Here is a 19,475-nt window from a genome sequence, read left to right as displayed (position 1 = left end):
ATCAGTACAGCCAAGCTTCTTGGTGTAGACCATCGGGTCGGATCACTCGAAAATGGAAAGGACGCCGACTTTGTAATCTGGAACGGAGATCCGCTCTCCACCCTCACCAAAGCTGAGCAGACCTGGATAGATGGCCGAAAATATTTCGACCTTGATGAAGACAGGGAACTGCGCACAACAGTTGAGGAAGAGCGCGCACAGCTCATTCGACTAATCATGGAGGAGAAATAATGGAAAAAGTAAAATCAATTTCTCTTCACAATCAGCAAAATCGTTTGAACATCCCAAATTTATCAACCATGAAAAACGTAATCTTATCCCTTACACTGTTTGCAGTTTGTGTGATGTTTGCTCCCGCTTTGGAAGCCCAAATACCTGCACCCAAACAGAGTGAGCCAATCGCACTTGTGGGTGGCACCATTCATACACTTGCAGGTGATGTTATTGAAAATGGAACCATCATTTTCGAAGATGGAAAAATTACAGCTCTGGGTTCCGACGTCAACGTCCCGGCAGGTGTTCGGACAAAAGATGTCTCCGGAAAACAGATCTATCCCGGTTTAATCGATTCCTATAACCAAATGGGGATTTATGAAATTGGAGCCGTGGGTATGACTGTCGACGTCAACGAACAGGGTTTAATAAACCCGAATGTTCTGCCCGAAAGAGCCTTTCATCCGGAAAGTCGCCATATTGGAATTGCACGTTCTGCCGGCGTCTTAACTTCTGTAACATCTCCCGGCGGCGGAATTATCTCCGGCCAATCATCAGCCATGAAAATGGACGGTTGGTCGTGGGATGAAATGATCCTGAAATCAAGCACCGGATTGATTGTAAACTGGCCCAATCCCGGCAGTGACAACTATGAAGATAATCTTCGCAGGGTAAGAGACGCGTTTGCTGATGCAAAAGCTTATCGAACTGCACGTGATGCAATGGACTCCGGTCAGGCAGAGCGCCATGATCTCGACAGCCGGTGGGAAGCGATGATTCCTGTACTTAATGGGGATGTTCCAGTGGTTGTGAATGCTTATGAAGTACGTCAGATTCAGGATGCGATCACTTGGTCTGAAGAGGAAGAAGTTCGGCTGATTATTCTGGGCGGATCGGATGCGCACCTTGTAACCGATCATCTCAAATCAAAGCAGATACCGGTTATCATAACCAGTGTTCTCACCGCTTCGAACAGAGAATGGGAGAGCTATGATGCACGTTACAGCTTGCCTTCTAAACTACACGAAGCCGGAGTACAGTTTGCCATTGCCGGCGGATCCAGTGCTCCCTACGCTCATCGACTTCCCTACGAAGCCGGTGCTGCAGCCGCATTCGGATTAGATGCGGATATAGCACTCAGATCCGTAACTTCCTTTCCGGCAGCTATTCTCGGTCTGGATGACCGAATCGGAACTCTTGAAGTTGGAAAGGATGCAACTCTTCTCATAACAACAGGGAATCCAATTGAGTACAGCACCCAGATTGAACAGGTCTATGTTGAAGGAAGAGAAAGCGATATGATGGACATGCATCGTCAGCTTTATGAAAAGTATCACGAAAAAGTTGAGCAGCGTAGTGCTGAGAGGTAATTAAATCACATCCCCGATTAATATGTCTCCCCTAATAAGGGGAGATTTAGAGGGGTGATTACTTATTTGGCTATATATCCTTCAGACGGGTATTTGACCTGTAAGCGTCTGGAGCAGAGCGCTCATTTTTTTGAACACGAAGTGAAAGTCCTGACAGCGTCAATAATTTATTTAAATTAAACGCTGACAGGAACCCTCCAAATCCAGTCGGGTACGCTGTCAGGTTGGAATAAGTCATCCGTCAGACGGTTTAATACGTCTCCCCTAATAAGGGGAGATTTAGAGGGGTGTTTTCTTGTTTAGCAAGACATCCATCAGACGGATCATTTAAATCTCAAACCACTGCTTCTCTCTGTTCAATGGGTATAAACTCTTCAACACGATCCAGAAGCAGCTGATGAATTTCCGGATTCCCTGCAATGATTCGCTGACCGAAGAGCCAGCCATCTCCCCCTTTCCAATCGGTTATTACACCACCTGCTTCTTTAACAATGAGCGCGGCCGCGGCAACATCCCAGGCGTGTAAAGAGTATTCAAAAAACCCGTCAAACCTGCCACTGGCTACACAGCAAAGATCAAAGGTAGCCGCTCCGGGACGCCGGATACCCTGCAGTTCTTCCATCAGATGTCGAAAGAGTTTCAAATAGGATTCTACAACAGAGAGGTCGTTGTAAGGAAATCCCGTTCCTATAAAAGCATCTCTTGCATTTGAAGTATTAGACACAGAAATTTTTTCACCGTTCAGCCAAGCTCCTTCACCGGCAACAGCCGTAAACTCTTCATTTCGGGTTACTTCAATCACTACACCTACTTTCGGTTTCTTATTTTCCCAAAGGGCAACAGAAACGCAGTAGACCGGAAAATCGTGTGCAAAGTTCGTAGTTCCGTCGATGGGATCAACAATCCAGGTCTTTGCATCACTCATTTTTTCGTGAGCCTCTGTCTCCTCAGCCAGAATTTCATCATCCGGACAGTGCTCTCTGATAAAAGCTAAAATATTCTTTTCCGTCTCCAGATCTGCATCCGTCACCAGATCGTGATTTCCCTTCTCACGTGTATTCAATGCTTTGGATTGATAGCTTTTGATAGTCTCAACACCCTTGCGTGCTGCTTTCAGTGCAATATTTAGGTCGTTATTCATAAAAATGTTGAATTACTGAATGATGAATTTTGAATGATAATCCCACTTCTCAAATCTCACGTCTCACATCTACTTTTCCCCTTTCATCTTATACTCAAAACGCCCGGAAATTGAAGCTGAGCTATCGTTCTTCAGGAAGTCGGGATCTTCAAACAGTTCATCGGCAGATATTTTCTGTATTCGGGTAATCTCTTTTTGAAGCTTGGTCATTGTTTTCATGAGCTTCGACTTCTCTTCTACCCTGCTGTTTTTCATAAGCTCGGTAACTTCTCTTCGTTTTCTTTCCAGATAGTAAAGCCTGAGCGGTTTCATGGAATACTTCGCCGTTTTAAACGGATTCCGGTCTTTTTTGACATCGTTCCCGGTTTTCTGAACGTACTTTTCACTAACCGAATATCGCTCCAAAACAATATCTCCAACCAAAGTTGGAAATGGTTTTTCACGATTTGTATAGTGCTGAACCGTCACATCTTCGTCCTCCAAGTGGCGCTTGATGATATCTTTATAAAATTCACGTATATCATCATCCTCAAAATGATCATCCGCTATATTGTGACCAATAAATTTGATCATTCTCTCGCCATATTGCAGCATCAGACGAATAATCTCTTTTTCGTAATGGGGTTTCTTCTTTGGAGAAGACTGAATTTCCGATTCATTCTGGTGAACCGGAGGCTCATCTCCCACCGGATGAGGTACAGGCGCAGAAGGTGCCGATTGATTTCTCTCTTTATAGCGGCTGCGCTTCTGCTGCTCAGCGATGATTTTATCCAGCAGCTGAAAGAGCTCACGGTCGCTTCCTTTCCGATACTTTTGGGTCTGCTGGTGCAGGTGCTGAACATAGACCTGACGATCCAACTCTTCCGGAATCAATGCAATACTTTCCAGTACAGACTTTATCGCAGCCGTCCGATCGCCCGGACTCTCCATTCGTCCCTCCTTCTCCGCTTTATGGATTGAGAATGTAACGAAATCCTCCGCATTCTTTTTCTTAAACTCCATAAAAGAGTCACGTCCAAACTGCTTCACAAACGAGTCGGGATCTTCACCATCGGGCAGCTGCATCAAAAAGACCTCCATACCCTGCTCCAACGCGATATTCATCCCACGCTCCATCGCTTTCTGTCCGGCACTGTCGGCATCGTAAATCATCACAATCCGGTTACCGTACCTCTGCAAAATTTTAATCTGCCCTGCCGTAAGAGATGTACCGCTCGATGATACCACATTCTTTACACCATGCTGATGCATGGTTATGACATCCGTATACCCTTCAACCAAAATCACTTCGCCTTCTTTTCGAATGTCATTCTTAGAAAAGTTGACGCCATAGACTACTTCACTTTTGTTATAAACAATAGTCTGTGCTGAATTGACATATTTGGCAGTCTTCTTATCCTCATCCAGAATTCTTCCCGCAAAAGCGATCACTTTACCTGATGGATTGAAGATTGGAAACATCAGCCGATCCCTGAATGTATCGTAAAATCCATCTCCGCGATTGCTGGGTTTTACAAGATCCGCCTCGGCAAGATACTCTTCAGGTATACCCTCTTTCTCGGCCTCTTTTAACAGCTGTGAATTTTTCGGAGCGTAACCCAATCCGAATTTTCGGATAATGGATTTGTCATATCCCCGCTTCTTTAAATATGCCCTGGCCTTCTCCGCATCTTCCGTTTCCAGCAAATGACGATAAAAGAAAAGTCCTGCATATTTCAACGCATGATAAACGCCTTCTCTTTTTTTGGTTCTTTCGTCATCACCCTCTACATGTTCATCCGGAATATCGATACCGTATCGGTCGGCCAAAGAACGAAGTGCTTCCGGGAAGCCAACCCCTTCCATGGCCATCACAAAACTGAATACATCTCCGCTCTCACCGCACCCAAAGCATTTGTAAATTCCCATATTTGGGGTTACATGAAACGATGGAGTTTTTTCATTGTGAAACGGACAGAGCCCTACAAACCCGCTTCCGGATTTTTTGAGCTTCACGTAATCGCCTACAACTTCGACGATATCTGCCGTCTCGCGAATTTCTTCTTTTTTGTTTTCGGGTATCATCATAATGCAATCTGAAAATACAAAATTGATCAGACTAAAAAGATGCAAGTTTCTAAAACCTCTGTTCTTTATTCCGACAGTACACCGAAAGAAAATGATAACTTATAAAATAACGTGAGCACGATATAAAATAAATGTAAAGGCATTGAAAATGTCCCCTCTTTTTTCAATGAGGGGCTCCGAGCGAAGCGATTCCCACGAAGTGATTTAGGGGTGGTTGAAACCAAAATCTGATCAGGTTTGAAGCCTGAAATCAACAAGGCTACCTCCCCCAACCCCTCCTTACACCCCGAAGTTTCGAGGGCAGGCAGGAGGGGAAAATCATATTCAAGATACTTATGTCGAACTCACGTTTAATAAAATTCCCGGGTCAGGAGTAGACCACAGCAGAACATCGGTTTAACAAGATTAGTTAATTGCCAGCTTGGGAAAATCTGATCAATGATGGTATATTCAGAGGTAGATTTTAAATCAAAATTTTAAAACAAACTAACCTGATTCATGAGTGTATTAGTTGGTAAAGATACCCGGCTTATTGTGCAGGGTTTTACAGGCAGTGAAGGGACATTTCATGCCGAGCAAATGATTGAATACGGTACTAATGTAGTTGGCGGAGTAACACCCGGAAAAGGTGGCCAAAAGCATTTAGACCGACCTGTTTTTAATACTGTAGCGGATTCCGTTAACGAAGAAGAAGCAAACACTTCGGTAATATTTGTTCCCCCTCCGTTTGCAGCAGATGCCATTATTGAGTCGGCTCAGGCAGGGATTAAAGTAATTATTTGTATCACTGAGGGAATCCCCGTTCAGGATATGGTTAAGGCAAAAACAGTTTGTGATCATCATGGCGCTACACTTGTCGGCCCGAACTGCCCCGGTGTTATAACACCCGGTGAGGCAAAAGTTGGAATTATGCCGGCAATGATTTTCAAGCCCGGTAACGTTGGCCTGATCTCAAGATCAGGAACATTGACTTACGAAGCCGTCGATCAGCTCACTAAGGTTGGACTCGGACAGAGTACTGCTATTGGTATTGGCGGTGACCCGGTTATTGGTACCAACCACACCGATGCCGTAAAACTGTTCCAGGATGATCCTGATACTGACGCTATCGTACTGATTGGCGAAATTGGCGGATCAGCAGAGGAAGATGCTGCTGCTTACATTAAAGATAATGTGGATAAGCCTGTTGTTGCATTTATTGCCGGAAGCACAGCGCCTCCCGGACGACGAATGGGCCATGCCGGTGCGATTATTTCTGGCGGAAAAGGCGGTGCAGACGACAAGAAGAAAGCACTGAAAGATGCCGGAGTAACCGTAGCAGAAAGTCCTGCCGAAATTGGCGTTACACTGAAGGAGATTCTCTAAATCTTATTCGGTTCTAAAAAATTCAAAAGCCACTCTGAGTTTTCAGGGTGGCTTTTTTTGGAAATAAGTTTTTAGAAGAGATAGTTATACAAGTGAATAGACTGCTACTTGAGGGACTCCTTCATTGTTGATTTCCAATACATAAAAAAGCTCCTCGTTTTCAACAAAGAAGAAATCTAATGGATAATAATTTTCATTTGTTTCCGAATACCAAAAAGTATTTTCAAATCTTATACTTTCATCCTCTAAAACATATTTATCAATAGTAAGAGATTGATCCCAACGTAACACATAGATTTCGTTTTCAACTACATCAATAGATCTATTGACAGAGTTCATTTGTGGATTGCTCATATCTGAATATGTTTGCTCAGATAAATTTCTTTGGTCTATTTCAAAATCATTAATCTTATCCAAGTGATAACTCTCTTCCAAAGAACCTTTAAGATCATAAACCTCCATAATTGGGAAATATGCAAACACTGAATAGATTTTATTATTTGAAATTTTGAAAAAAGGCCAACTCATTCCTGCCGGAATATTATCCGGCTCAATAATGTAGTTACCAAACTCATTTATCAAATTCCACTCACTATCAAATACTTTAAATAGCGATTCATTTTCTAATCCATGAGACTTTAAAAAAGAGGTTGGTGCAAATCCTATATAATTTCCTTTATGTTTAGAAAATGAAACAAATGCTCTGTCTTCTTGTGGAATAATCTTTTCAAAATTTCCATACGTATCTATAACATGCAAACGCATATTAGACTGATCCTGTACATGAATTTTGTCTTCTGAAAAAGAGATGACTGATTGGTTGATAAATTCTTCCGGCCCTTGACCCGGATTGCCGATTTTTCTAATGAATTCACCCTCTAAATCAAATTGATATATTTGTGATACTCCCGGATCAGAAACAAAAATGTAATCTTCTTTATTAGTATCAAAATTGGTGGGATTAACTAACATCGACTCACCGGAATTACCAAATGAACTGTTTAAAATCAGATTACCATTTTGGTTTGATTGATCTTCAAAGTTACAGCTCATCAATGTACAAACTGTGAATAAGAAATAAATTGTAAACTTTTTCATACTTATAGTAAGATTTATTTATGAAAGCTTGCCCTCAAAATCATGAGAGCAAGCAAGTTTTACAGTTTTAGCCTTCAACTTCACATCCTTCTTCACAACCACCATCACAATAAACCCAGTATCCATTTACACAAACTAACAAACAACTCTCTGTTCCATAGGGAGCTCCATCACTTCCACAACTACCATATGGATTATTACAATTAGGATACGAAGAACATTCACCAGACCAACTTCCTGAAGATTCCATCATTTCCTGGTTTAATGTTATTTCTTGATTACATTCATTTTCAACGTTTTTATTTAAATCGATTTCCACACTTTCACTTTGAAAAGCAAAAATAGAAATTATTATGTAGAATATTATTTTTAATATCATAACTAGCTTATTGTTTAAAATATTAAGGTTTGATGAATTACAAACAAATCATTTTTTTTTTAATGCAAACTGATTTAATATTTAAACGAAGAAAATTGTACTTCCACTTAAATTTCATAATACATTACCGTAGGTGAGTACAAAATACAGTCCGATATAAACAAATAATTTCACATCTCTGAATTACCGATTTAAAGATGTTCTTATATCGGAACTTTTTTTTCAGAATTAGGTATTTAGTTCAGAATCAAAATTTACAACAAACCAATATTTTTCTGCAGGAATGAAAACGATACTTAAAAGTACCTCTCTACTCGTACTTTCTATACTACTTGTTATTGGCTGTGAAGTACTCGAAAATTCAATAGAAGACGAAGACCAATCCGAGATTAACCAAACTGAGCAGTCTTCCGATCTATCTCAGAATCAAATTCAGCCTTTTAATAATGAAAATAACAAGAAGATCTCCAGGGAAGAAAACGAGAAAGTAAACAGAAAAGAGTCTTAAATTTCTCCCTCAATCTTCAAAATAGATAGCCTACCGATTGCGGCTGTCGAAGCAGCCAGCCTGTTAAACTGTAACGTGTGACATTGGTTTTAAGAACTTCATGTTCTATAACATCACTCTTAAACAGTAGGAGTCTTTTAGCAATCGGTTCCACTAAGATCTCCTCGTTATCCTTATAGATAACAAGCTCTCCGCCATCTCCCTTTTTCCAGTTTTCATTCAGATAGATTAGAACGGTAATTTGACGATTAGACCGTTCATTGAATTGATCCAGATGACGATCGTAATGAGATCCCTTTGGATATTTTGCAATATGAAATTTAGATCCCGATAAACTCAGATAACAGATCCTCTTTAGATTTGCGATCAAATCATCTACGATTTCAAAAAAAATTGATAATTCGGTATCCCGCTTCTCATCAAGCCAATAGATAAAATCACCCCTTACCGACGATTTGATTTGAAACTCTCCCGACGGTCCAATTCCGGCTTTTTTCAGATGGTTATTCTTCTCTGCCTTTTTGAAAAAATTCATAATCAGACGAAATTGTTCGTCCGACAAGAAATCATCAATAACGACAAAGTCATCCTCGGCGAGTTTATCAAACAACTGAATCCACTGCACATCCGTATACATAATTCTGCGAAATTTTAAGTTGGCCCGACCAGAAAGTTGTCAGAAAACTAAATTACGCAGTTCTCCGGATACCAAGAATAGTTTATAAAAATAAATTTTAATTAAATCGTATATCCGTCCGGAATTACTGTTCCCTTCGGAATGATGACTATTCCATCAACTACGTGATGATGTTCAAATTCACCATCTTCGAGATGTGGCCCGCCTACAATTCGAACATCATTGCCGATTCGTACATTTTTGTCGACTATGGCATAGCTTATATAGCATCTTTCACCGATTCCCATTAAAGGCATCTCACCGCTTTGTTTGTCTAAATCATTGGGAGTAGGGAAATTATCATTACCCATTACGATTGAAGACTCAATTGTAGTTCCTTTACCAATTCTGGATCGAATACCAATCACCGACCGCTCCAGCCGACTGGCTTCAATTATACATCCCTCTGCAACAATCACTCTCTCCAATGAGGTTCCTGTCAGTTTTGATGTTGGCAGAAGACGAGCTCTGGTGTAGATAAGACGTTCATTATCGTAAAGGTTGAATTTTGGCAGTGTTTCAGTTAAAGCAATATTCGCTTCAAAAAAAGAGGATATGGTACCAATATCTGTCCAATAGCCTACAAATGGATAGCTATTCACTTTTGCTCCCTCATCAATTGCCTTTGGAATAATCTCTTTTCCAAAATCGGTCGCATCCGGATTCTCTTCAAATAACCGAATCAAATCTGCTTTATTAAATACATAAATCCCCATGGATGCAAGGTATATTTTTCCTTGCTTTTCCTGTTCAGGTGAAGTTTTAGAAGACCATTTCGATAGCTCTTCCGGTGAAGGTTTTTCCACAAAAGAGTCGATTATTCCTTCCTCGTTGGTTTTCATAATTCCAAATCCGGGAGCGTCATTCGCATCAACAGGAATAGTGGCAACAGTAAGGTTTGCCTTCTGTTCTTTATGATCTTTTATAAGCTTGTCGTAATCCATTTGATAGAGTTGATCACCGGATAGAATCAAAACATAATCATACTCATGGTTTGCCATGTGATGAATGGATTGGCGCACGGCATCTGCTGTTCCCTGGAACCAATTACTGCTTTTGGGAGTCTGTTCAGCCGCCAGGATATCTACAAAACCATGAGAGAAAAGGTCGAAATTATAGGTGTTTTTTATATGCCTGTTCAGCGACGCAGAATTGAATTGAGTAAGTACGAAGATCTTTCGAATTCCTGAGTTTAAGCAGTTCGAAATCGGTATATCCACTAAACGATACTTCCCTGCAACAGGTACGGCCGGTTTACTCCTGTGATATGTCAGCGGATGCAATCTTGTTCCTCTGCCTCCCCCTAGAATAATAGCTATTGTTTTCTCTTTCATAGTTGCTCTTATTTATTTAGCAATGAACGATATAATTTAATGTAATTGCCGGTAGAACTTTTCCATGAGTAGTCAAGCGACATAACATGTTTTACTTTCTTATTAAATAACTCTTTTTTATTGAATAGTTCCACTCCTCTTTCTACTGCTATTATTGCCTGCTCCAAATTAAACTCATCAAAAACAACTCCGTATCCATCTTTTTCTTCAAAGTCTACGACCGTATCGGCTAAGCCGCCTGTTTTTCTGACCACCGGGATTGTGCCGTATCGCATAGCATAGAGTTGATTTAATCCACAAGGCTCAACCCGGGATGGCATTAACAGAAAATCACTTCCTGCGTAAATCTGGTGAGCTAACTTTTCGTTGTACTCCAGCCGCGTATCAAAATAACCAACATATTCACTTTGCAAACTTTCAAATATTTGATGCAGGCCCTGATCTCCCGTTCCTAAAACCAAAAACGATGCTTCTATTCCATGTTCATGGCAGCTTTTTATCAGTCCGGGAAGAAGATCGGCACCTTTCTCACGAACCAATCTTCCGATAAAAGAAAATAGTGGTCTTTTGTGATTTATAGAAAATTCTTCACAAAGCTCTTTTTTGTTTTTCTTTTTACCAGATTTATAATTTTTTATTGAAAAGTTGTCTGAGATATATGAATCTACTGCTGGGTCCCAAACATCAGAATCTATACCGTTTACAATACCTGTCGTTTTTTCTTTTTCATGGTGGAGAAGCTGTTCCAAGCCGTGACAATATTCCAGAAGTTCATTCATATACCCTTCAGAAACTGTTGTCACCTGCCATGCCGATTTAATCCCGGCAGCCAAAGAGTTCAGTGCTCCATCCCAATAAAGTAATCCAATATTTTCTAGATTAAATGCCGGCAAGAGCTCATAGTCGTCCTGATCGTATCTGCCTTGGTATTCACCATTATGAATAGTAAGTACGGACGGAATTTCACGAAATGAATCGAAGCGGAATGATTGATTCATCATAAATGGAATGAGCCCAGTGTGATGATCATGCGCGTGAACTAAATCCGGGTCAAAATCAAAATTTTTAAGCCAGTCTAAAGCAGCAATTTGAAAGCTGAAAAATCTCTCTTTTTCATCCCAGTATCCGTGACCCGACCAAGGATCTATGTAAATACCGGGACGATCAAATCGTCCCGGAATATCAATCACATAGAGATCAAAATCTTTGTTCTCATCTATCTTAAAAACTCTAAAGTAGAACCAATCATTATAGAAAGGTGCTTGCCCCTCATATACTTGAGTTTTTTTAGCCTCTGTTAATTTATTGTTATGATAATAAGGAAGGATAACCATGCAGTTATGACCGCTCTGGTTTAAATATTTAGGTAAAGCCCCCACTACATCCCCTAGTCCGCCGGCTTTGGCATAAGGATAACACTCAGCCGAAATGTGTACAATATTCATACTTCGTTGTTGAAACTATTAATAAAAAAGCTCGTAGCGTTCATCGATCATTGAATTAAGAAAATAATACAAGATCTGCAATCTAACATCAGATTAACAATTCTGCATTAATAAAGAATGAAATTTATTACGAATCACTTATTTTTGCATTCTTTGGTTTGTTAAAAGGAATCTAAGTGCTATCATCATCTAAAATCAATCCTTTAAATATCCTATTCTAAATGAGTGTTACTATATCCGTACAGAATGTCAGCAAAAGCTTTGGTGAGACTAAGGCTGTTGACAACGTATCATTTGAAGCAGAAGAGGGGCGAATTTTTGGTTTATTGGGGCCTAACGGTGCCGGTAAAACCACAACCATTCGAATGATAAACTACATTACACTGCAGGATAATGGGAAAATTTTCATCAATGACCTGCCGGTGAGTCCGAAAACTCAAAAATTGATCGGCTATATGCCCGAAGAACGCGGCTTGTATAAAAAGATGAAAGTTGGTGAGCAGCTGATATACCTCGCTCAGCTAAAAGGATTGAACAAAACGGATGCAAAAGAGAAAATCACATATTGGCTGAAAAGATTTAATGCATACGACTGGCACTCAAAAGTAGTTGGCGAGCTGTCTAAAGGTATGAGTCAAAAAATCCAGTTTATCTCCACAATTGTTCACAACCCTGAAATATATATTTTTGATGAACCCTTCAGCGGTCTAGATCCAATTAACAGTGAACTCCTTAAAGAGATCATTATCGAGCTTAAAGAAGAGGGAAATACCATCTTATTTTCTACTCACAGAATGGAGCAGGTAGAGCAGATGTGTGATGATATTTGCCTTTTCAATAATGGAAAAGTTGTGCTGACCGGAAATTTGAGACAAATCAAAAAGGATTACGGTAAAAACACAGTTCTTCTGGAATTTCAGGGAGACAGCAGTTTCCTGGATGAACTCGACGACGTGCGAATCAATAATCGATCAACCAATTTTGCCGAGATCAGGATTTTAAATGGTCTAAATCCACAGGAGATTCTAAAAAAAGCGATGCAGAATTCAGAAATCCACAAATTCCAGTTGGTTGAACCTTCGTTAAACGAAATTTTCATATCTACAGTGGGCGAAGATAACATCAAAATGCAGCAGGAGGCCAAGTTATTATGAACTGGAGGCAGACCTATTTAGTACTCAAGCGGGAATATCTTACTAGAGTTAAAAGCAAGGGATTTATTTGGGCTACGATCCTGGTTCCTCTCGGATTTGCCGTTTTAATTGGCGTTGGTATTTTTATAGCCGCCTGGGATAGTGAAATCGAATTTACCATTGGCGTTTTTGACGAAACCGGAGAAGTTGTTGCAACTCTTCAGGAGATCGACGAAGACCGCTATGTCGATTATTCCGACGTTCCTGTAGATACGCTTCGTGCTATGGTTCAGCGGGAAGAAATTACCGGTTATGTGATTGTGAACGAATCTCACATCACCGAGAATCAGAACCTTGAGCTGATTTACAGCGGAAGTGGCGGACTACAGCTATTAACAGCCGTTCGTTCAGATTTCAGAGAGTCTATTCGTCAGGAAAGGCTTCGCCGCGAAGACGTCAGTCAGGATATTCGAAATATCTTCGAAAGCAGTGTGGTGATTGATTCCCGAAGGTTGAGCAGTGAAGGTGAAGAGACCGATGACGACACAGAATTTCTCTCCGTTGTTGGTATGTTTATGGGCTTGATCATCTTTGGTGCAATATTCGGATATGGTGGATATATTATGCGAGGTGTTATTGAAGAAAAAACAAACAGAATTATCGAAGTCATAGCCTCATCAGTAAAACCGATTGAATTGCTTACGGGTAAAATGGCGGGTGTGGGAGCTATTGCGATCACTCAATTTGGTATCTGGATACTGGCTTTCACAGGTCTGTCCGCTATTGCCGGTCCACTGGCAGCTTCAATATTGGGACCTGACGCCTCTACATCACAAATGTCTGGTGAACTTGCACAAGCCGAAGAACAGCTTCCTGCAATTTTAGATATTCCAACCCTGGAAACTTCCTTAATCGTATATTTTGTCATTTTCTTTTTCCTAGGTTACCTGCTTTACAGTTCTCTTTTTGCGGCGATTGGGTCTGCAGCTGATTCTGAAACTGATACTCAGCAACTTATGCTTCCGATATCAGCACCGATTTTCATTGCCTACATTATCATGTTTCATGCAATGCAGAGTCCCGACAGCACACTTTCCGTGGTTGGATCACTGATTCCATTCTTCTCTCCTATTTTGATGATAACCCGGATAGCCATTACAGAAGTGCCCTTTTGGCAAACCTCAACCGCTATACTATTGATGATGCTTTCGTTCGTAGGAACGATGTGGTTGAGTGCCAAAATTTATCAGGTAGGTATTTTAAGCTATGGAAAAACAGCCAGCTTTAAAGATCTCGCAAAATGGATTAAGCAATCCTAAGTAAAAACTTATGTCAGGTCGCTAATGGCGGTCTGACATTATTATTTTAGAATTGACTCAAAGCTCTTCTGACACGCTCATCGTACTCTTCGGTCATTCTGCGATCTAGCCATTCGTTTCTAAATGAGCTGCTAACACGATCCATCGCATTGAGTGACTGTATTCGGATTCTTGGATCCCGATCCTCTAAGAGACTCGGCAAGCGATTTTCCCAGCCTTCACGCGATTGATCCGTTTCAAGAATCATATCAAGTACTTTTGATCGAATGGAATAAGGAAAACCATCAGTTATAAAAGTACCTGCATACTGTACTGCGGCTTCTTTTTCTCCTTTCTCTGAAAGTAAATTCAAAATAAGCGGAACGTCCTGAAGCAAGCTTTCCTGTGTAATTAAATCCTCTGAAATAATCTTAAACCGTTCAGAATCCGTCACTTCATTTAGTGATCGAACAGCTGCTGTTCTTATATCACTGTTGTCGGTTTGATTCGCAATAGATCGTAATCGGCTAATCACACTGTCATTCCCTCTAAAATACGCCAATCCTTCAACTGCGGCTAAACGTACTTCCTCACTGTTTCCTGTCGATAGTTGATCGATCAACGTTTGATCTGTTCCAGTTGCCCCTTTTGTAACTGCCGAAAACGTTCTTAAAAGTTCTGCATAGACTTCGGGATTATCTTCATTCCGCATTTGATCCTGCAGAACCAGCTGGACATCAGGATTATCCGAAAAACCGGCCAGACCCACAGCAGCTTCTTTTCTACGCTCGGAATCCTCAGCGTTTCTCAGTTGATGCATCCAAAATTCAAAAGGTTTTTGAACCTCAAGCCGAATATCATCTCTTCCAGAAATCGAGAGTACAATGTTTTCTGTATTTCCTGATACATTTAAAACAACACTGTCAGATTCCCCGGTAAATGTGATTTCATTCTCTTTTTCATCAAGCAGCGTATACTCTTTTACCCGCACGGTTACCAATTCGTTTACAGGATCCGCGACAGCATCAAATGAAACAGTAATGTTCTGCCGGTCCTCACCCCAGCTCATCTCAGCCATATACACTTGATCTGAAGTTTCTTCTCTTGTAATCTCATCTAACTCCGGTTTATCGAAATAAGGAATTCCTGAATCTTCATACATCTCCTCTGCAAGGTCAGTCCAGCTTAAAACTCGTGACGATTCTGATAACAAAAAGTTGTAAACCCTTTCAAAATGACCGTTGAATTTTTCATGATGTCCCTCTGCAAAATTATACTGCCATTTAGAGCTCAAGCTTCCGTCAAAGACGTGATATGGTTCGTCTGTTTTAACCGTAACATAATCCAAGTCAAAAAGTGAATTATGTGTCCATCCCTGAAGAGCGGTAATAGCGTCCGGGTCACTCCACTGCTCAGCCCTGAAATGAGCCCCAAGCCAAACGCCGGTCATTGCACGCTTCAACTGTGCTTCTAGATCACCCCTGTTTACGTAAAGATAAATGATTCCCGCGCCATAAGATTTTGTTTCCCAGAAATTATCATCGAGTACAATAATTGATAGATCCCTGAATGGATAACCTATATTGAGATTTTCATACAGTTTACCATAAGCATCTACTGCAGATTGAAGTAACTGGTCTGTTTGCAAATCAGAATTTTCAGTATAGATATGAATTTGATGGTCACTACGACGTTCGAACATAGAGGTATATTCTGACTGAAAATCAAAGCCGTTTTGTGTTGATGATATCAAATCCAGATCTCCCATTGCAAAATTAATATCAACCGGTGACAGAGTTTTATTCGAAGTAAAACTAGTCGTCTCTTCTGAAACACTTTCAATTTCCATGGATGCTCTTCTGCCGTTTGATACAACTGATTTTCCGGCCGGATGAGTAAATATGAACTCGGAAGTAAACTCAACCCTGGGATGATCCGGTACAGGTAGCCAGTGAGAAGTGGTTAACGGTAAAAAAGATGTGAAAAATGTTCCTTTTGCAGTTTGATAGAGCCCAAAATCGGGAGTGGTTCTGTACTGTATTCTAAGAGAAATTTCATCCCCTCTTTCATATTCTCCATCTGTTAGAACCACTAACTTATGATTCTCAATATAGAACTCTTTGGTTTCGTTATTGATTACAGCGGATAATATTTCAATATCACGAGAGTCTAAAACCAGAGAATCCAGGTTCTCATCTTTAAGCTTTATCAAATAGAGAATATCCCCTTCAATAGATCCCGTATCTTTAATATTCAGTTCAGCGTCCAGATGGCTGATCTCAAACGGTAACACTGGATATGCTTTGTAGTCCCAGCTTTGGGCAGACAGATCCTGAATAAATGCAAAAATGGAGATGAACGAAAAAAGTGATAGTGTAAATTTTTTAATCATCTTTTGTATCAAAAAGTGATAGAATTTCAGGTAGCAGTGATGAATTAGTTGTAATAGCGTTACCGGTTTCAATAGATGGCTTTCCATGAACGTCGGTGTATGAACCTCCGGCCTCAGTAACTATGGGTAACAACGCAGCAGCATCCCATATATTTAAAATCGGGTCGATCATGATATCAGCTCTGCCGGTCGCAACCATCATGTGTCCGTAGGCATCACCCCAAGTTCTGTGAAGTCTTGTTTTGTTTAAAAGTTCCGAAAATGGATCAGAAAATCCGTACTGTTTGAACGTGGTGACTTCTGTGGACAGAAATGTTGCTTTAGAAAGGCTGACACACTCCCTTACACTTGTATTCTTGCCATTCAGGGTACAACCGTGGCCAACAGCTGCGGATACCATCTCTTCGAGTGCTGGGGCGTAAATAACCCCGATTTCAGGCTTCTTCTCAATCAAAATGCCAATTAGAGTTGTATAGAATGGAACTCCGTGTATAAATGACTGAGTTCCGTCGATTGGATCCAATACCCATACAACTTCACTGTCTGCGTTCTCTTCCCCAAACTCTTCTCCAATAATGCCATGATCGGGGAACTGTTTATTTATCTGATCACGAATCAGCCTTTCAGCAGTTTGATCAGCATTAGTAACGGGTGAGTCGTCTTCTTTAAACTCGAGTTGGAATGATTTCTTGAAGTAGTTTAGTGTGGAGTCACCGCCAAGTCTTGCGAACTCCTCAGCTGCATGTCGTAATTCAGGTAAAGATTTAAGCATAAATATGTATCCATTATGATGTGGAAAGCTCCACATTCATTCTTTTTTAAAAGATACTTATTTATATATCCATTCTCTCCAGTGATTTAATTTACTTGAGCGCCAATTTTTCTGAAAAAATTTCCGTTTAGTTTTCAAATTGGATCTGTAGATTTCTTGTAGAATTTATTTCCAAAGTAGTCTGATTGGATTCAAGCATATCTATCTTGAAACTACCTTCATCATCAGTTAAAACCATTGAGCCCTCAAAAAATCCATCATCACGAATCCAGCTAATATCTACAACTCCTGTCTCTCCCGGCTCAACAACCAACTCCCAGAGAATTTCACTATTTAGTGAATTTCTAAAATCGTAACGCAAATCTCTCTCCTCATTTTCTATCCAGGCATGTAGTACACCATCGGGAGGAGCCGGAGGAGATTCTAAATCAATTCCTGAATCAAACGAATCCGTTGCCCCCGATTTTTGACCAAAAGCTAATTCCGCAGTCGTTCCATCTGTCAACTGCATGTCAAAACGGTAATTATTACTTAGAACTTCAAAATTAGCAGTGAGTTCAATATCATTTTGCAATTCAACGATGAGTGGGTTTTCAGTAGATTCGACATCACCTGTCCATCCCGAAAACTGCCAGCCCTCATTGGCTACAGCTAAGAATTCAGCAGTTGCCCCTACTTCATCCCCTCCGCTTGACAGCACGTTTCCTGCAGTTGAGGGAGCTACAGTAATCGATATATTTACCCGATCTGAAGGAGCAGAAACGTCACCACACCCGGCAATCAAAAGAGATAATGAGGTTACTATGAAAATAATCTGTTTCATTTTCTTCTACTTAATAAGAGTCATTTTACGAATATCTACAACATCACCGGCCTGAAATCGAATAAAGTAAAGTCCTGAAGATAAATTCGTACCGTCAAAGTTCACCCTGTGCTGGCCTGAAAGCTGAGTTTCATTGGCCAATAGTTGAATTCTTCGTCCAATCACATCATACACTTCAATCATGACGTGTGTCTGTTCACGAAGTTGATACTGAATCGTTGTAGTAGGATTAAATGGATTTGGGTAGTTTGGCTTCAGCTGATTTTCGGTCACCGCTTCATCAGCATGTATCATCTCAACTTCTATACTGTCATATTCCTGATTCAGTATTTCTGTTTTACCTGGTATTAAATCAATGGTTCTGCTTTTACCCTCTTTTTCTGCATGAAGCCTGTATGCATAATCTGAGTTTTCATCTTGGCCATCTAGTTTTATCTCAATTGGATACTGTTTAGCCGTAATCTGAATTTTGGAAGGCTCACTATTAATCAAACTGCTTTTATTATTTATCCTTACATCAAGTTTTGGGGCCGGAGATACAGGAGGCAACAAGTACCTATGCTGTTCGCTTTCTGAGAGATAGGATTGACTGGCAAATATCTCCGCGCTATAATCTCCCTGGCGAAACTCAATGGTTGCCATCTCACTCTCAGTTTTATTTGAGTCATTAGATACCATTTCTGAATTTGACATTTCCAAACCCGCTACGGGTGGATCATTTTTTACTGTAATCGTTATACCCCCGTTTTCACGAGCATAAATCCAGTGACCAAAATTAGGTAGAAGTTCATTTGTTACCTGATAATTCGAATCTCTGTATAAATAAACCGGGGTTTCCGTTAAAATTTCGTTTGGATCAGATATAGACAAAATTGGAGTCGGTACACTTAGGCTCCCAATCAAATTCCAGCCCGCATTCAACTGAATAGTCAAACTATCCAAACCGGGCCCGGAAGCAGGCAGCCTCTCCTCATCAAATGTTTTGGTTTTCACCCAATACCCTTTTCCCGGCTCAAAAGATGTATTCAGATCATATCGATCACTAAAACTGTATATCGTAGCCAATTCCATTTCTGATGTTTCTTCCAAAAGTGGAATACTGACAAGCTGCCATTCAGTTGAAGCTACAACTTCACTGTTTACAAATAGAAGCGTATTTGATGGTGCACTCTGCTCACCATTACTATTAACGGCAGCTATTGTATAAACTGCTGTACCTTCTAACGGATTCTGATCTGTGTAAGACCTGATACCTGAATTCAATTCATCTATGACCGTAAGATTCTGAACTGAATCTCCTCTGTAAAGTAAGAATCGGTCTATAAAATCAACTGAAGATACAGACCAATTAATGACGGCACCCCCGTCTACAGCTGAAACCGCGGTAAGAACCGGAGCTACTGGAATCCCAATTTCAACTTCTTCAAACACAATTTCGGGTTGATCGGTTAACTCCACACC

17 protein-coding genes are annotated in these 19,475 nt (G+C 40.5%); 6 read left to right on the top strand and 11 right to left on the bottom strand.

Translation table 11 applies throughout. The annotated features are described in order from the left end of the window. Positions 1 to 231: amidohydrolase family protein (locus ACESM0_RS07360; protein WP_372905129.1), on the top strand; the 231-nt coding region annotated here is incomplete at its 5' end. Beyond that, positions 231 to 1,583, top strand: coding sequence for an amidohydrolase family protein (locus ACESM0_RS07355; RefSeq protein ID WP_372905127.1), 1,353 nt, complete (start codon positions 231 to 233; stop codon positions 1,581 to 1,583). The genes ACESM0_RS07360 and ACESM0_RS07355, both read left to right, overlap by 1 nt. Positions 1,584 to 1,917: 334 nt before the next feature. Here ACESM0_RS07355 and ACESM0_RS07350 read toward each other — a convergent pair whose 3' ends face one another. Together ACESM0_RS07350 and dnaG are read right to left on the bottom strand one after the other, a co-directional pair. Beyond that, positions 1,918 to 2,724 carry an inositol monophosphatase family protein gene (locus ACESM0_RS07350; RefSeq protein ID WP_372905125.1) on the bottom strand — a complete coding sequence of 269 codons (807 nt, stop codon included), beginning with the start codon at positions 2,722 to 2,724 and terminating at the stop codon, positions 1,918 to 1,920. Between the two features lie 69 nt (positions 2,725 to 2,793). Continuing rightward, positions 2,794 to 4,791, bottom strand: coding sequence for a DNA primase (gene dnaG / locus ACESM0_RS07345; protein WP_372905124.1), 1,998 nt, complete (start codon positions 4,789 to 4,791; stop codon positions 2,794 to 2,796). Positions 4,792 to 5,289: 498 nt separating this feature from the next. Here dnaG and sucD point away from each other — a divergent pair, with 498 nt between their 5' ends. Beyond that, the gene (gene sucD / locus ACESM0_RS07340) at positions 5,290 to 6,156 is read left to right on the top strand and encodes a succinate--CoA ligase subunit alpha (RefSeq protein ID WP_372905123.1); all 867 of its coding nucleotides are present in this window, start codon (positions 5,290 to 5,292) and stop codon (positions 6,154 to 6,156) included. Positions 6,157 to 6,240: 84 nt separating this feature from the next. Here the strand turns inward: sucD and ACESM0_RS07335 are convergent, their stop codons facing one another. Both ACESM0_RS07335 and ACESM0_RS07330 read right to left on the bottom strand, forming a co-directional pair. Continuing rightward, positions 6,241 to 7,254 carry a BF3164 family lipoprotein gene (locus tag ACESM0_RS07335; RefSeq protein WP_372905121.1) on the bottom strand — a complete coding sequence of 338 codons (1,014 nt, stop codon included), beginning with the start codon at positions 7,252 to 7,254 and terminating at the stop codon, positions 6,241 to 6,243. Between the two features lie 67 nt (positions 7,255 to 7,321). Further along, positions 7,322 to 7,633, bottom strand: coding sequence for a hypothetical protein (locus ACESM0_RS07330; RefSeq protein ID WP_372905119.1), 312 nt, complete (start codon positions 7,631 to 7,633; stop codon positions 7,322 to 7,324). A 283-nt stretch (positions 7,634 to 7,916) separates the two neighbouring features. On the opposite strand from ACESM0_RS07330, the gene ACESM0_RS07325 reads away from it, so the two are divergent. Beyond that, positions 7,917 to 8,141, top strand: coding sequence for a hypothetical protein (locus ACESM0_RS07325; RefSeq protein WP_372905118.1), 225 nt, complete (start codon positions 7,917 to 7,919; stop codon positions 8,139 to 8,141). Positions 8,142 to 8,157: 16 nt separating this feature from the next. Here ACESM0_RS07325 and ACESM0_RS07320 read toward each other — a convergent pair whose 3' ends face one another. The 3 genes from ACESM0_RS07320 to ACESM0_RS07310 all read right to left on the bottom strand — a co-directional run bounded on the left by ACESM0_RS07320 (position 8,158) and on the right by ACESM0_RS07310 (position 11,596). Beyond that, positions 8,158 to 8,778 carry a 2OG-Fe(II) oxygenase gene (locus ACESM0_RS07320; RefSeq protein ID WP_372905116.1) on the bottom strand — a complete coding sequence of 207 codons (621 nt, stop codon included), beginning with the start codon at positions 8,776 to 8,778 and terminating at the stop codon, positions 8,158 to 8,160. Between the two features lie 101 nt (positions 8,779 to 8,879). Beyond that, positions 8,880 to 10,151 carry a glucose-1-phosphate adenylyltransferase gene (locus tag ACESM0_RS07315; protein ID WP_372905114.1) on the bottom strand — a complete coding sequence of 424 codons (1,272 nt, stop codon included), beginning with the start codon at positions 10,149 to 10,151 and terminating at the stop codon, positions 8,880 to 8,882. Between the two features lie 8 nt (positions 10,152 to 10,159). After that, positions 10,160 to 11,596: a glycogen synthase gene (locus ACESM0_RS07310; protein WP_372905112.1), complete on the bottom strand. Its 1,437-nt coding sequence runs from the start codon at positions 11,594 to 11,596 to the stop codon at positions 10,160 to 10,162. Between the two features lie 221 nt (positions 11,597 to 11,817). Between ACESM0_RS07310 and ACESM0_RS07305 the strand changes: the two genes are divergently transcribed. Continuing rightward, positions 11,818 to 12,750: an ABC transporter ATP-binding protein gene (locus ACESM0_RS07305; protein ID WP_372905110.1), complete on the top strand. Its 933-nt coding sequence runs from the start codon at positions 11,818 to 11,820 to the stop codon at positions 12,748 to 12,750. Further along, the gene (locus ACESM0_RS07300; RefSeq protein WP_372905108.1) at positions 12,747 to 14,048 is read left to right on the top strand and encodes an ABC transporter permease; all 1,302 of its coding nucleotides are present in this window, start codon (positions 12,747 to 12,749) and stop codon (positions 14,046 to 14,048) included. The genes ACESM0_RS07305 and ACESM0_RS07300 overlap by 4 nt, the downstream gene beginning before the upstream one ends. Before the next feature lie 46 nt (positions 14,049 to 14,094). Here the strand turns inward: ACESM0_RS07300 and ACESM0_RS07295 are convergent, their stop codons facing one another. The 4 genes from ACESM0_RS07295 to ACESM0_RS07280 all read right to left on the bottom strand — a co-directional run. Next, positions 14,095 to 16,419, bottom strand: a complete 2,325-nt coding sequence (locus ACESM0_RS07295; RefSeq protein ID WP_372905106.1) for a HEAT repeat domain-containing protein — start codon at positions 16,417 to 16,419, stop codon at positions 14,095 to 14,097. Beyond that, on the bottom strand, positions 16,412 to 17,191 hold the full coding sequence (gene hisN, locus ACESM0_RS07290) for a histidinol-phosphatase (RefSeq protein WP_372905104.1): 780 nt from the start codon (positions 17,189 to 17,191) through the stop codon (positions 16,412 to 16,414). Before hisN ends, ACESM0_RS07295 begins: the two co-directional genes overlap by 8 nt. A gap of 127 nt (positions 17,192 to 17,318) precedes the next feature. After that, positions 17,319 to 18,014 (bottom strand): InlB B-repeat-containing protein, encoded by a 696-nt coding sequence (locus ACESM0_RS07285; RefSeq protein WP_372905103.1) that lies wholly within the window; start codon positions 18,012 to 18,014, stop codon positions 17,319 to 17,321. A 6-nt stretch (positions 18,015 to 18,020) separates the two neighbouring features. Further along, positions 18,021 to 19,475 (bottom strand): T9SS type A sorting domain-containing protein (locus ACESM0_RS07280; RefSeq protein WP_372905101.1); only part of this gene is annotated, 1,455 nt, incomplete at its 5' end.

It is taken from the genome of Rhodohalobacter sp. (genome assembly GCF_041686455.1).
In the GTDB taxonomy this organism is placed as follows: Bacteria; Bacteroidota; Rhodothermia; order Balneolales; family Balneolaceae; genus Rhodohalobacter.
The sequence above is the reverse complement of the archived record's forward strand: the minus strand, read 5'-3'. Positions and strand labels throughout refer to the sequence as shown.